We start from the raw sequence: 15,255 nt of genomic DNA on the forward strand, positions 1-15,255 counted from the left end.
GAGAAAATGACGCTTTAATGTAATTTTACAATCTGAGATAGAAAAATAATGCTAAATTTAAATCAATTTTTCATCTTCATATACACAACATCTTTCAGCAGGAATATGTAAGCTTATACTGTCTGAAGGTACTTCAGTTTCTCTATTGATTTTAGATTTGATTGTAAGATTTCCAGCTTTAGCCGTTAGAAGTTTATAGTTTCCAAGATCTTCTACTTTATCCACCTTTGCAGATAACACATTGTCTTTTTGTTTTTCTGCTAATTTTATATATTCGGATCTTATTCCCAATTTAACATTTTTATTTTTTAACTTTGTTAGATCTGTTGTTGTTTTAATTAAAGTATCATTAATTTTAACACTATTATTAGATGATACTTCTGTTTCAAATAAATTCATTGCAGGAGATCCTATAAAGTATCCAACAAAAGTAGTATTTGGTCTTTCAAACAATTCTTTGGGAGTTCCTGTTTGAACCACTTCACCTTCACTCATAACTATTATATTATCTGCAAAAGTCATCGCTTCATTTTGATCATGAGTTACATAAACTAAAGTTGTTTTATATTGCTCATTTATTTCTTTAAGATTTCTTCTTAATTTAAATTTTAAATCAGGATCTATAACTGTTAATGGCTCGTCCATTAAAACTGCAGCTACGTCTTCTCTTACAAGTCCTCTACCAAGAGAAATTAATTGTTTTTGATCGGCGGTAAGTTTTCTAGCAGGCAAATTTAAGAAAGATTTTAAATTTAATGTTTCTGCAACAGAATTAACTCTTTCCTCAACTATTTCTTTAGAAAAATCTCTACATCTAAGTGGAAAAGCTAAATTATCATATACTGTCATAGTATTGTAAATCACTGGAAATTGAAAAACTTGAGCAATATTTCTACTTTCAGTTTTAAGATCTGTAACATCTTTGTCGTCAAATAATATTTTGCCAGATGAAGGCCTTACTAGGCCTGATACAATATTTAACATTGTTGTTTTACCACATCCAGATGGGCCTAAAATTGCATATCTCTTTCCATCTTCCCAAGTCATTGAAAAAGGGTTTAGTGCATAAGTTGGGTTAGCATCGTTTGGATTATATGAATGAGATATCTTATTTAAATTAATTTTAGACATTACTGCCCCCAAATGGAGATGAAGCTAAATTTCCAGTTTCATCAAATGCGTAAGCTTTATTTGATTTAAAATTAATTTTAACTTTATCGTGGATTTTAAAATCCATAACTTCTTCTATACTGGTTATAATTTTTGCATTTCCTCTAGTAAGATGGAGTAAGGTTTCTGAGCCACTAATTTCTGCAAGCTCTACTTCAAACTCAAACCCGTTATTATTTAGTTCAACATCTGATGCTCTTATACCAAAATTAAAATTTTTGTTTTTTATTTTAGATAAATGATCTGGAATATCTATTTCAATATCTTCAAATTTTATTTTATTAGAGTCTATGTCAGCATTTAAAATGTTCATTGGTGGGTCATTTGAAATAGCTGCAACTTTTAAATTTTTAGGGTTTTCAAATATTTCTTTTGCAGCTCCCACTTGGAGTACTCTACCCTCATCAAGAACAATGACTTCACCATTGAGTTCCATTGCCTCTCTAGGATCAGTTGTTGAAAAAATTACAATACTCTCTTCTGATAGGCCATTAATGAATATATTTTTAAACTCTTCACGTAACTGTTCTCTTAGCTTGTAATCTAAATTAACTAGTGGTTCATCTAATAATAAAATTTTTGCATTTTTTACCAGTGATCTTGCAACTGAAACTCTTTGTTGTTGACCGCCTGATAATTCTTGAATTTTTCTTTTTTCATAGCCCTCTAACCCTACTAATTTCAAAGAATTAAAAACTTCATCATTAATCTTTTGAGGAGCTAAACCTCTCTGTTTTAATGGAAAAGCTATGTTTTCAAAAACATTTAAGTGAGGGTAGTTAATGAATTGCTGATAAACCATAGCAATATTTCTTTCCCACACTGGTATCTCTAAAAAATTCTTACCTTCAAATTTAATTGTTCCACTGTCTGGCATAAGTAGTCCAGCTATTGTTTTTAATAAGGTAGTTTTCCCAGAAAGTGTTCTTCCTAAAATCGTATATAATTTTCCCTTTTCAAAGTTAAAAGAGATTTTTCGCAACTGTAGCTCTTCAGTTAATTTGTATGATAAATTTTCTCCAACTAAATTCATTATTTAATTGCTCCAGACAAATTTCCTTTTGACAAATATCTTTCAACAATAAATGCAACTACAATTAATGGTGCAACAGAAACTAATGCTGAAGCAGATAAACTCCACCATGGTGTAATTGAAGAGTTTAAGGCAACTATTTTAACTGGTAGTAATTGTACTTCAGTAAAAGTTAAAATGAATGCAAAAAAGAAATCAATCCAACCAAATATTATACAAAACATTCCAGCAACAATTAAACCTGGTATTGAATTTGGTAATACAACTTTAAAAAATGCTTGGTAAGGATTACATCCATCTATTAATGCTGTTTCATCTATTTCTCTCGGTACCTTGTTAAAGAAATCAACCATAATCCAAACTGCTATAGGCATTAACAAAACAATATAAACAACTATCAACCCGATTAGACTATCTAATAAATTGACCGCTCCTAAAAATAAAAAGAAAGGTATTGATAAAACAATTGGTGGCATAATTCTTTGAGAAATAAAAAAGAAAGTAATGTCGTTATTTTTTATGGGACCTGCTTTAAAAGTATATCTTGAAAGTGCATAGGCAGATAAAGTTCCAAGGATTATGCTTATTAAACTAGCAGTACATGTTACAAACAGACTATTAAAATAAGGCTCAACAATATCTACCCCTCCTTGTGCTGGTGATTTAATTAAGACCCTCCAACCTTCTAGGTTAGGTTCAAAATCAACCCATGGAATATAAGTAACACCTCCATTAACTGAATTAAAGTCTTTAAAGGAAGTTGTAAGCGCCCAAAGAAAAGGTGCCACAACAAATACTGTCCAAATTGTTATAAAAAAATATTTTAAGAATGTGTATAATTTTCCCATATCTAATCTTTGAGTAATAATTTAGTTAATACTTTTGCAATAACAGTTAAGCTTATGATCATTATTATTAAATATGTGAATGACATTGAAGCTGCATAGCCCATTTGAAACTCTCTCAATCCCTTAATAAAAATATAAAAGCTTGAAGTCTCAGTTGAAGTTCCTGGACCACCAGAGGTTAATACGTAAACCGTATCCATTATCTTTGAGGCTTCAATCAATCTGATAATAATTGCACCAATAGATATAGGTGCCATTAATGGAAATGTTACATAAATAAATTTTCTAATTGGGCTAGCTCCATCAATTGCAGCTGCCAAAAAGGGTTCTTTTGGAAGTGATAAAAGACCTGCTAACAATAGTAAAAACATAAATGGTGTCCACTGCCAAACCTCAACAATAATAACTGTGAATTTAGCTAAGGTAGGATCTGTAAGCCATTTTGGTGAAAAACCAAAATTCCCTAAAATATCATTTACTGGGCCGAGAGACTCATGAAAAAAAGTTCTCCAAATAACAGTCATAATAACTGGAGTAGTCATCATAGGAATTAAAAACAAAACTCTAAAAAATCTTTGAAATTTAATTTCTTTCCAAACCATATGAGCCAGTGCAAAGCCAATTACATATTGAAGAACAACAGTTGTAACTGATAAAAAACTCAATCTAAAAAATGATTCCCAAAACCGTGGATCATCAGTAAATAATCTTATGTAATTTTCAAGACCTATAAAGTTTAAACCATTATAACTATTCCAGCCTGATAAACTTAAACGAACTACAAATATTATTGGGAAAATTAAGATACCTATAAGAACAAATAAACCTGGGAATAAAAAAACGTATTTATGTTTAAAGTTCATGTAATTGGATTTTGAATATAATGTATGTGGCCACTAATTAAAAGTGGCCACATAAAGTTATTTTTATAACTTGTTGTCTTCCATTTTGACACCAACAGCATAGTCTTCTTGTACTGCTGATTTACCAACTCTTTTGACAATTGCTTCCCACTCTTTAGCAACTTCATCTAAAGCTTCTTGAGGAGATAGCTGACCAGCTAAAGCCTTAGAAGTTCCAGTTGCAACTGCACTAGTGAATTCAAACACACCACGAACTCTTAAAGGGAAAACTCTATTTTTACTTTTTTCCATATCTTTAAGTGTCTTAGTGTATGATTTTGCAATGTCTGCATCCCAACCCATTGTATCTATATAAAGATTTGGATCGAAATCAGAGTTTTTAAATGGATTAACACCAAAGTTACCAATAGCTAAGTCAGCTTGGTGGTTTGCTCCATTAGAAAAGAAACAAAGATAATCAAACGCCATCTCTTGCACTTTACTTTTCTTAGCAACACCTACTGCCCAACCCCATACAATGTACGGTGCTTGGTTATATTTGTTATCCCATTTTCCAGATACTCTATTCCAAACTTTATCTGCACCTGGAAGAGGAGCTGTACCTACTTTATTTTTAATAGGACTATCATCTTGCATCGCTGCAATAAAAGCATCATCCCATGAAAAACTAAATAGAGTTTGTCCACCACCAAATGATCCAATTTCATCACCTAGTCCAAAGTTAATTCCTCCTGGAGGAACATACTTAGTAGCTTCTACCCAATCAGTTAAAGCTTCAACAAACCCTGGATTATTAACATTTGGTTTCATAGTTTCTAAATCAAAAAAGAAACCACCTGGAGTTCTAGGATTTTTAGCATACGCTACTGATCTACTGAAAAAAGCTGCGAACATTAAGTCGTCTTTTTTCATAACTTCAGCTGAACCGTATTCTTTTTCTCCATCTCCATCCCAGTCCCAACCATTAAAGAATTTAGCCATTTCGCCATACTCTTTCCAAGTCGTAGGAACTTTTAACTCTTTCCCTGTAGCTTCTTTATATTTTTTTTGCATTTCAGGATTATCTATTACGTCTTTTCTGTATTTTAGATAATGTCTGTCTCCATCAACTGGATATTGGTACATAGTTCCATCCCAAGAAGAAACACCCACATGAGATTTTGTAACGTCTTTCATCTCTTTTGTGTTCATGTATTTTTTTGGAACTGGTGCTAAATACTGTCTCCAGTCATTTATAAAGTTAGAAAAACCAAATACGATATCGTATGGAGCTTGACCAGCTTTAAAAGGAACCATAGCTTTTGCGTACAAATCACCTGCAGGTGTATGTGTTACATCAACTGTTGCGCCCGTTAGTTTTGCAAACTGTTCAGCATGAAGAGCTGTAGGCTGTCCGATTACTGGAACGGCATGCGTATTTATTTTTAGAGTTTTTCCTTTGTAGTTCTTTTTTGAAATCTCTTCATAAGAACAGTCACCAGAAATATCTCCTGTTGCTTTGATATGTGGAAATTGATCACTCCACTTATCTGCATAAGCTGGACTAAATATCAAAATTCCTGATATCATAGCGCTTAGGCAAGTTTTTATTATTTTCATTACTCTCTCCTTTATTTATTATTATGGAACTAAAACGGCTCTTCCCTTAACTTTACCCTCGTTAAGATCATGAAGCGCTTTATTAGCATCACCTAATTTATATTCTTGCATAGAAAGTGTAACTAACCCTTTGTTAGCTAACTCCATCAGCTCATATAACTCAGACCACGTTCCCACTAAATTTCCAACAATTGTTTTTTCTGAAATAATTACATCAACAGCTAGAACTCTGATTTCTTCACCATAACCTACGATATAATAATATCCACTTCCTGCTGTCATTTTAATACCCATTGCAGTGGATCCTTTTTCACCAACAAAATCGATTACAGCTTCACCACCTTTACCTTTGGTAAGCTCTAGAACTCTTTCAACTTCATTTCCATCAATTAAAACTCCTTCATCACCACCTAAATCCATTGCATGTTTTAAGGCTTGAGCAGATTTTTCAACGATAATAATATTTGCAGCACACATTGCTTTTAAACATTGAATTGCTATATGACCCAGTCCACCTGCTCCAATAATTACACAAGTCTGACCTGGTAATAAATGTCTAGTAGCTTTTTTAACAACTCTATAAGCGGTAAGTCCTGCATCAGAAAATGGTGCCACATCTTTTGGCGCTAATATTTTTGGTAGTTTAATTAAATTACGAACACTTGTTTTAAGTAATTCTGCATAACCACCTTCTTTAATGTTTAGTCCTGGAAAAGCACCTTCTTCAGCATGCTGATCTAAGCCTCTACGACAACTTAAACAAGTTCCATCTGTTCCAGAAATGATTGGGTGCAAAATTACTGGATCACCTTTTTTAAATCCAACAACATCCTTGCCTACTTCTTCAACCCAACCTGCATTTTCATGACCCATAACCATAGGTAATAAATCTCCTTTAGGATCTTGGATATGTTCCCAAACACCTTCGATAATGTGTAAATCAGTTCTACAAACTCCCGCAGCACCAATTTTAACAATAACATCTGATGATTTTTCTAATTTTGGATCTGGCATTTCTTGTTCTGTAACCCAAACTTTTTCATCCATTTTTGGATTGTACTTATGTAAAACCTGTGCCTTCATAATTTCTCTCTATTTTTTTAGTTTGTTAATATTTTTTAATAACAAACCCTATCCAATATTGAGGTCAACAGAGAGTCAACTGCGCAAAAAAGTGTTCATAAAGTTAACAAAATACAACTCCTGGTTGGTTGTTCATTTTTAATAAACTCGTAAAATAAGATATGTCAAATTTAGTTTCTGTTGAAAAAAAATTCTCTGACCTAACTAAGAGAAGAGGCTTTTTACCTTCTCTGATTGATAAAGATATATCTGATAGCTGGAAGAGATGTATTTCAACTGGACTAGATCCACTTAAAAACCCAAAGAGAACAATTCTTACTTCTAAAGAGCTTGAAGAGCTTAAAGAAAAAAATGAATATATTAGAAGACTAGTAAACCCTGAACTTGAACTTCTATATTCACAAATAGCAGGGACAAATTTTATGGTAGCATATTCTGACAACACTGGATCAGTTATGGATACTATTTATGATAAAACCTGCCTTAGAACTGATGTTGGAAAAATTGTAATACCAGGTTCAATTTGGAGAGAAGAAATTGGAGGTACAAATGGATTGGGACAAGTTGTTACTCTGAATAAAGATTCCATAGTCTCAGGTAAGGAACATTTTTTTGAGTCACATGGAAAGTTATCTTGTTTTGCAAGTCCAATACTAAATCATGAGGGAAAAACTATTGGTATAATAGATGCCTCTACTGATGTGCATTCAAGAGAACAGCACACCTTAGCACTAGTTAAGCTTGCTACAAAAAGCATTGAAACAAAATTATTTTTAAATCAATTTAATAATGAATTAATTTTATCATTCCATCCACGTCAAGAATACTTAAGTACCAATAGTGTTGGTCTACTTGCAATTAATGGTGACGGATTTGTTGTTGGCTCAAATTCTAATGCAAGAATAATGTTGCATGGACTCGTAACATTAAAGAATGAAAATTTTAATAATATTTTTACAACTTCATTTTCTTCAATAGCAAATGAACTTTTACAAAATAAAATAATGAAAATTTCTGATCATTTAGGCTCATCTGTTTTTGTAATAAAAAGTCAAAATTTTAAGAAAAAAATATCTAAAGAAATAAAAATAAAAAATTATGCATGTAAAAAATGTAAGGGATCAAAATTTAAAGAAGATAGATGTATTTTAATTAAATCTACTTTTTTAGAAAACGGAAATATTAGTGCAGTTTCTCGAAGACTTGGTGTTTCGCGAACTACAATTTACAAACACTTACAATAGAATTAATTCTTTAAATTTTTTATTAAGAAAAATAGGTAAGAAAATAAAGAGGTTAATAAAAAAAATATCATTGCAAATCTAAAACCTGAAATTTCTGAAAAGCCAAAATTCATTGTGATATCAATAATGATACCAATAATCCATTGAAGTGCAAATGCCCCAATAAAAAGAAGTAAATTAAAAGAAGTCAGTGCTTTTCCAGCATTTGAAAGTGAAAAAGCCATCCCAACAGCAGGCTGACTTAATGATAAAAATACTGAACTTACTGCGAAAAATGCCCAATGAAATGCTCCTGCTTTTGGACCTAGATAAATTATGAAGGCTAATACCATTAAGTTTAATGGTGCACCAAATTTTAATAACCTTATTGCATCAGAAACATTTTTAGAAAATCTTGGTACAAAATACCCCCAAGTTAAAAAAGAAAAAAGTAAGGAAAGATAAATAATAAACAAACCGTTTGCACTTTCTTCTGGAGTATATCCAGACACCTTAACCATCCATGGCCCTGCCCATAAAGTTTGGATAGCAAATAAACCACCGTAATTAAAGAAACCCATTGGCACTAAACTTTTAAAAAATTCATTCTGCCATACTTCTTTTAAGGAGCCTTTCTCATTATCTATATTTTCTTTGTCCCAATTGGGAATAAAAATAAGAATTAAAACAATGCTAAAAAAAGTTAGAATTGCTAAAATTCCAAATATTAATCTCCATCCTATTATTGGTAAAAAAAATTGTACTGGCAAACTAGAGGATAACATTCCTATTGCACCAGTCATTAACATCCACGAATTTGCTCTTTGTTGGGTCTCGTCTTGAAACCAAACTCTATAAGCAGTTAACGGTCCCATCAAACATGCTCCAACTCCTATTCCAATTAAAATTCTTGAAATTAAAAGAGAAGTAAAATTTTGTGACAAAGAAAATGAAATTATTCCTACAATTGCAATTAATAAAAAGTATGAAACTATTTTTTTTGGGCCTTTATTGTCTAATAGATAGCCAAGTGGAATTTGAACAGAAGCAAAACCTAAAAAATATCCACCACCCAAAAGTCCTAACTCACCAGCTGATAGATTAAATTCAGATACAAGATTGGGCGAAATAGTTGCTGTAATTGCTCTTAATAAATTAGAGATATAATAACCAAGGGCAAATACTAAAAATATACTAATTGCTTTTTGTTTTGGTAAAATAACTTTATTCATAATCTAAAATTATAAAGAAATTAATTTACTTTATTTTTGCAATTTCCTGTTTTAAAAAACTCATCAATATTGTCTATAGCTAGATTGGCCATAGCAATTCTTGTGTGCTTAGTAGCGCTTCCAAGATGAGGTAAAATAAAAACACTTTTAATTTTTAAATAACCTGGGTTTAAATTTGGTTCCCCTTTGTAAACATCAAGACCTGCTGCATAAATTTTTCTTCTATTTAATGCATCTATTAAAGCTTCATCATCAACAATATCTCCACGTGCTACATTTGTTATAACCGCACCTGTTGGAAAATATTCCAATGTTTCTTTATTAATTAAATTTTCTGTTTCTTTTGTTGCTGGACAACAAATTGACAATACATCTGAAACCCCAAAAAGACTTTTAATATCATCATGGTAAATGGCACCCTGTTCTTTTTCTTCACTTAGTTTTGATCTATTATGGTAATGAATTATCATTCCTAAAGATTTTGCTATTTTTGCAATCTTTTGACCTATTCTTCCCATTCCTAAAATTCCAAGCCTCGTACCTGTTAACTGTTTTCCGATCAAGTAATCTGCAGACCACTTCCAGCTACTTTCTTTTGCAGCTTGAATACCCTCTGGAACTCTTCTACATGCTCCAAGAATTAATAAAATTCCAATCTCTGCAGTAGCATCAGATAAAACCTCTGGTGTATTAGTTACAGCTATTCCTCTTTTTTTAGCTGCATCTAAATCAATGTTTCCAAAACCAACTGCAAAATTAGAAATTACCTTAATACTATCTGGTAGTTTACTTATAGTATCTTCATCCATCTTATCAGTTAAAGAAGTTAAGATTGCATCATGGCCTTCACTTAATTCAACAAGTTTAGATTGAGAGTATAATTCATCATTACCATTAAGTTTTGCATCAAATGTTTTAGAAGCTTTGTCTTCAGATTCTTTTAACAATCTTCGTGTAATTATAATTTTTTTCATAGTTAATTCTTTTGTAATATTTTTGGTTTTGGACCACCAGTATACCAATCTAATATCTCAATGGTATGTAAAATTGGAGTTTTGGTTCCATTAGAAATTTGGGTAATACAACCTATATTTCCAGTTGATATAAAATCTGGTTTCAAACTTTCAATATTTTTTACTTTTTTACTTAATAGTTCTTTGGCAATTTCAGTTTGCAAAATATTATAAGTTCCAGCAGACCCACAACAGATGTGTCCTTCTGGAATTTCCATAATTTCATTATTTGTTTTTGAAAGTAATGACATGGGTTGACTGTGTACTTTTTGTCCATGTTGCATTGAACATGCAGAATGATAAGCAATTTTATATTTCTTTTCTTTTGTTTTAAAGTTTAATTTTAAATTGGTATCTAAATATTCAGAAACGTCTTTTGTTAAATCAGAAATCACTTTTGCTTTCTTTTTCATTTCTTCATCATCTTTAAAAATGAAACCATAATCTTTCATGGTGGTTCCACAGCCAGAAGTGTTAGATAAAATAGCATCTAAATTACCTTTTTGATGTTCATCATACCAAGTATTAATATTATTTCTAAAATCTTGGTGGGCATCATCTTCTTTTCCTAAATGATGATTTAATGATCCACAACATCTAATCTTTTTAGGCACAACCACTTCAACTCCATGTCTGTTTAAAAGTCTAATGGTTGCCTCATTAATCTGAGGAGAAATTTCTTTTTGAACACAGCCAGTTAAAAGAGCAACTCTTGCGATTTTATTTTTAGCACTTACAGAATAAACTTCTTTTTGTTTTATAGTTTTTTTAGGAAAACTTGTTGGCATCAAGCTGATCATATCTTTTATTTTTGTTGGCATTAAAAACTGAAAGGGTTTAGCTAATTTAACCATATAACTTGCTAATCTAAAGTATCCAGTATTCGGTAATACTACTGATAAAAAGTTTCTAATTGTTCTATCAAAAAAAGATCTTTCATAGTTTTTTTCAATATATTTTTTACCATGATCAATGATGTGCATATAATTTACTCCAGCAGGACAAGTGGTCATACAGCTGTAGCAAGATAAACATCTATCTATGTGCTTTACTGTCTTTGCTGTTGGCTTTTTTTGATTTTCCAACATGTCTTTAATCAAATAAATTCTTCCCCGTGGTCCATCTAATTCATCACCAAATATTTGATGAGTTGGACAAGTTGCATTACAAAAACCACAATGAACGCACTTTTTAAAAATTTTTTCTGTTGCAGCGTTATCACTGTCTTTTAATTGTTTTTCTGTAAAATTTGTTTGCATTAAATTCCTCTATACATTTTTCCAGGATTAAAAATTCTTTTAGGGTCAAAACTTTTTTTGATCTTTTCTGATATTAAAAGTCTTGTATCATCTACTGTAAAAATTGTTTCTTCGTAATCATATTCATCCGATGTCTTTATAATAGTTAAATAACCACCTAATTCCTTAGTTAATTTTTTAATATCACTAACCTTAGAGTTCTTCTTTGATTGAACCTCTATCCAATATAATGAGCCACACCAGTCAATATAATATTTATACTTATTGCCTAGAAATTGTATCAACTTAGGGCCTTTTGAAGGGGGCACTACTACTCTTAAAAGATTATTTTTTGTTTGTTTGAATAATTCAAGGTTATTTATTTTTTTCCAAAATGGTGTTGATTGATGAACATCTAAAACTGTTGTGTTCAGCTTACTAAGCTCAAGCTCAATTGTTAGAGCTTTTATTTTTTCATCTATTGCAATTTTATCTCCCTCTATTCTTAACGCTAAAAATGAACCTTTGTATTTTAGATCATTAAACTTAAAAACCATTTCTTTATTTTGGTCATAACTTTCATCTTTGGGTTCATCAGGAATATAAACAGCACCAGAGACTTCACTGCTTGAACTAGATATCTTCTCGAATAAATCTTTAATTAATTTTTTATCATCAGTGTGAATTGTAATTGTATTAGATGATTTTTTCTTTGGTAAAACTTTTAAAGTTATTTCTGTTAAAGCAACTAAAGTTCCAAAAGACCCTGTAACTAGCTTTGATAAATCGTAACCCGTAACGTTTTTTACAACTGTGCCACCTGATTTAATTATATCTCCTTTACCATTCACACCTCTAAATCCTAAAATATGATCTCTTATACTTCCAACTTTAAATCTTCTAGAGCCAGCAAAATTACAAGCTAAATGACCTGCTATAGTGCCCTTGTTTGATTTTCCATTTTCAATAAATCCAAAATCAATAGGCTCAAAAGCAAGTTCTTGATTATTTTTTTCTAACTCCTTTTCAACTATCTCTAATGGAGTGTTGGCTTTAACCTTAATGTAGAGTTCTTCAGGTAAATATTCGACTATTCCTGATACCTTAGAAAGAGATAATTTTTTCGCAGATTGTATTCTATTACCAATAAAATTTTTTGATCCTGTACCAATTATTTCTGTTGGTTGGTTTTTTTTATAAAGCTCTTGAACTATATTTGAAACTTGAAGTTCATCTTCTGGATAATAAGTATTATTAGAATCTTGGAAGATCTGGGAATTTTTCTTCATTTCTATGGACATGTACCCTTCCTTCCTCTGCACATTTTCTTAATATTGGATAAACTTTTCCAGGATTTAGTAAGTTTTTTTCATCTAGCGATTTTTTAATATCTAATTGTTGTTGAATATCTGTATTATTAAACATCTCACACATTAGTTCTCTTTTCTCAACTCCAACTCCATGCTCTCCAGTGATCACTCCACCTAATCTCACACACGTCTTTAGTATTTCAGCTCCAAATTCTTCTGTTTTTCTTAATTGCTCTTTATCACTTCCATCAAACATTATTAATGGGTGTAAATTTCCATCTCCTGCATGAAAACAATTTGCTACTGGCAACTCATATTTTTCAGAAAGTCTTTTTATTTCAAGTAAAGCTTCCGCAAGTTTTCCTCTTGGTATGGATCCGTCCATACAATAATAATCTGGTGCCATAGCTCCACACGCTGGAAATGCTGCTTTTCTTCCCGCCCAAAATGATAGTCTTTCTTTTTCATTTTTACTTAATTTTAAACTTGAGCAATTATTTTTTTCACAAATACTTCTCACCTGTTTTAATAATTCATCTACCTCAGATTCAGTTCCATCTAATTCTACAATTAATAAAAGTTCCGCATCTCGTGGATAACCTGCTTTACTAAAATTATCTGTTGCTTCTATCAAAGCTTTATCCATTATTTCCATACCTGCTGGAACAATTCCACTTGAAATTATTTCTGATGCTGCGTTTCCACCTTCTTCAATTGTTGGAAAGCCTATTAGCGCTGCTTTAACTACTTGAGGGTTTTTTAAAATTTTTACTGTCACTTCAGTAATCACTCCTAATAATCCTTCTGAACCACAAATTAATCCCATTAGATCATACCCTTCTTGATCAAGAGTTTTTCCACCAACTCTACAAACTGTTCCATCCATCATTACCATTTCAACACCTAAAATATTATTAGTTGTCGTTCCATATTTTAGAGAATGGACGCCTCCAGAATTTTCAGCAACATTGCCCCCTATTGAGCATGCAAGTTGACTTGATGGATCTGGCGCATAGTAAAAATTTTTATGTTGTACGGCATGTGTTATTCCCAAATTTGTTACACCCGGTTGGGTTACTACACATTTATTTTCAAAATCAATTTCTATAATTTTGTTAAATTTTCCAAGACTTAATAAGATTGCATCATTTAAAGGTAGAGCTCCCCCTGAAAGACCAGTGCCTGCCCCTCTTGGGACAACTTTAATATTTTCTTTGTGACAAAACTTTAAAATGTTACTTACTTCTTCAGTGTTTTCTGGCATCACAACAGCTAGTGGTGTTTGCGTGTAAGCTGCTAATGCATCAGTTTCATATGGTTTAATATCATCTGCATGACTTAAAACATTTTCTGGATAGATAATCTTTGCAAGATTTTTAAAAATATATTCTTTTTTATTGATCGTTTCTTTGTCAATCTTTGGCAGAACTAATTCACTCATTAGTCTTAGCCTAGCATTTTTTTGATATTTTCCAATGCGTTAGATATGTTGTCTTGTGAAGCTGCAAAGCTAAATCTTACGTAATCTTGGCAAGTTTTACCAAAAGCTGTTCCTGGAACTATTGCTACTCCTGCTTCATGCATGCATTTTTTTGCAAATTCTGAACCATTCATTCCTGTTCCAATAACTTTAGGAAATGCATAAAAGGCTCCTCCTGGAAGGCTACATTCCACACCTGGTAAACTATTTAAACCTTCGTGAATCAATTTTCTTCTTTGGTCAAATTTTACCATCATTTCATGAATTGCATCATCTGGTCCATCTAAAGCTGCAATTCCTGCAAATTGTGACGGAGCATTAACACATGAAACACTATTAATAATTAGTTTATTTACATGTGGTATTAATTCTTCTGGCCACACACTCCATCCCATTCTCCATCCTGTCATTGCATAAGCTTTACTCCAACCATCTAAAACAATTAATCTATCTTGCAGATCGGGATAATTAAAAAATGTTGGCATTTCTTTTCCATCATAAATTTGTCTACTATAAATTTCATCGCTAAGGATTGCTACATGAGGATGTTTTTTTAACCCTTCTGCTAAAACATCTATTGCAGATTTTTCAACAAAACTTCCCGTTGGATTATTCGGGTTAATTAATATTAACAATCTAGTTTTATCTGTAATTAAAGATAGAATTTTTTCTGGATCAAATTTTAAATCTTTGTCTTCTGTTAAGTCATAAGGGACTGGTGTTGAACCTGTATAATTAATCATTGATTCATATATTGGGAATGCTGGTGTTGGATGTATAATTTCTGCACCTGGTTCACCAAAACATTGTATCGCATAATACATTGTTGGCTTCCCACCTGGCATTATCAATACTCTTTCAGGGTCAATATCCTTATTATAAAGTTTTTTAATTTTTCTAGTAACAGCTTGTCTGCACTCTAAAATTCCGTTTGATAAAACATATCCATGATGACCTTCATCTAATGCTTTTTTTGCAGCATCTACTACGTGTTGGGGTGTCTTAAAATCAGGCTGACCTAGACCTAAGTGGATCATTGGTTTGCCTTGTGCTTCTAATTTTTTTGCTTCAGCTAAAACACTAAATGCAGATTCAGTTCCTAGTCTTTGTAAATTTTTTGCTAATTTCATAATAACTTAATTCTAATATCAATATTTTATAAT

13 protein-coding genes are annotated in these 15,255 nt (G+C 31.6%); 1 reads left to right on the top strand and 12 read right to left on the bottom strand.

Annotated features, from left to right (window positions below):
• Positions 1-57: 57 nt before the first annotated feature.
• From AC5SLN_RS06215 to AC5SLN_RS06240, 6 genes are all read right to left on the bottom strand, one after another.
• Positions 58-1,131 (bottom strand): ABC transporter ATP-binding protein, encoded by a 1,074-nt coding sequence (locus AC5SLN_RS06215; RefSeq protein ID WP_494577965.1) that lies wholly within the window; start codon positions 1,129-1,131, stop codon positions 58-60.
• Entirely contained in the window at positions 1,124-2,203 is a 1,080-nt protein-coding gene (locus AC5SLN_RS06220) for an ABC transporter ATP-binding protein (RefSeq protein WP_494593280.1), read from the bottom strand. The genes AC5SLN_RS06215 and AC5SLN_RS06220 overlap by 8 nt, the downstream gene beginning before the upstream one ends.
• The gene (locus tag AC5SLN_RS06225; protein WP_168606993.1) at positions 2,203-3,051 is read right to left on the bottom strand and encodes a carbohydrate ABC transporter permease; all 849 of its coding nucleotides are present in this window, start codon (positions 3,049-3,051) and stop codon (positions 2,203-2,205) included. The genes AC5SLN_RS06220 and AC5SLN_RS06225 overlap by 1 nt, the downstream gene beginning before the upstream one ends.
• Positions 3,052-3,053: 2 nt before the next feature.
• Entirely contained in the window at positions 3,054-3,914 is an 861-nt protein-coding gene (locus AC5SLN_RS06230; protein ID WP_168606992.1) for a carbohydrate ABC transporter permease, read from the bottom strand.
• Between the two features lie 63 nt (positions 3,915-3,977).
• Complete coding sequence (locus AC5SLN_RS06235; protein ID WP_494593282.1) at positions 3,978-5,513, bottom strand: type 2 periplasmic-binding domain-containing protein; 1,536 nt, start codon at positions 5,511-5,513, stop codon at positions 3,978-3,980.
• 21 nt (positions 5,514-5,534) lie between these two features.
• On the bottom strand, positions 5,535-6,596 hold the full coding sequence (locus AC5SLN_RS06240) for an NAD(P)-dependent alcohol dehydrogenase (protein WP_494593284.1): 1,062 nt from the start codon (positions 6,594-6,596) through the stop codon (positions 5,535-5,537).
• Between the two features lie 161 nt (positions 6,597-6,757).
• On the opposite strand from AC5SLN_RS06240, the gene AC5SLN_RS06245 reads away from it, so the two are divergent.
• Positions 6,758-7,840 (top strand): GAF domain-containing protein, encoded by a 1,083-nt coding sequence (locus tag AC5SLN_RS06245; RefSeq protein ID WP_494576754.1) that lies wholly within the window; start codon positions 6,758-6,760, stop codon positions 7,838-7,840.
• Between the two features lie 2 nt (positions 7,841-7,842).
• Here the strand turns inward: AC5SLN_RS06245 and AC5SLN_RS06250 are convergent, their stop codons facing one another.
• Genes AC5SLN_RS06250 through AC5SLN_RS06275 form a run of 6 tightly spaced genes read right to left on the bottom strand, consistent with a single transcriptional unit; the run spans position 7,843 to position 15,222 of the window.
• On the bottom strand, positions 7,843-9,051 hold the full coding sequence (locus AC5SLN_RS06250) for an MFS transporter (RefSeq protein WP_494593285.1): 1,209 nt from the start codon (positions 9,049-9,051) through the stop codon (positions 7,843-7,845).
• A 20-nt stretch (positions 9,052-9,071) separates the two neighbouring features.
• Positions 9,072-10,025, bottom strand: coding sequence for a 2-hydroxyacid dehydrogenase (locus tag AC5SLN_RS06255; protein ID WP_494593287.1), 954 nt, complete (start codon positions 10,023-10,025; stop codon positions 9,072-9,074).
• A 2-nt stretch (positions 10,026-10,027) separates the two neighbouring features.
• Positions 10,028-11,323: a glycolate oxidase subunit GlcF gene (glcF, locus tag AC5SLN_RS06260; RefSeq protein ID WP_494576760.1), complete on the bottom strand. Its 1,296-nt coding sequence runs from the start codon at positions 11,321-11,323 to the stop codon at positions 10,028-10,030.
• Entirely contained in the window at positions 11,323-12,603 is a 1,281-nt protein-coding gene (locus AC5SLN_RS06265; protein ID WP_494593289.1) for an FAD-binding protein, read from the bottom strand. Before AC5SLN_RS06265 ends, glcF begins: the two co-directional genes overlap by 1 nt.
• Positions 12,557-14,053 (bottom strand): FAD-linked oxidase C-terminal domain-containing protein, encoded by a 1,497-nt coding sequence (locus tag AC5SLN_RS06270; protein ID WP_494593291.1) that lies wholly within the window; start codon positions 14,051-14,053, stop codon positions 12,557-12,559. Before AC5SLN_RS06270 ends, AC5SLN_RS06265 begins: the two co-directional genes overlap by 47 nt.
• 5 nt (positions 14,054-14,058) lie before the next feature.
• Positions 14,059-15,222 (bottom strand): pyridoxal phosphate-dependent aminotransferase, encoded by a 1,164-nt coding sequence (locus AC5SLN_RS06275; RefSeq protein WP_006997633.1) that lies wholly within the window; start codon positions 15,220-15,222, stop codon positions 14,059-14,061.
• Positions 15,223-15,255: the final 33 nt, after the last annotated feature.

This window comes from Candidatus Pelagibacter sp. PS_31, assembly GCF_059417865.1.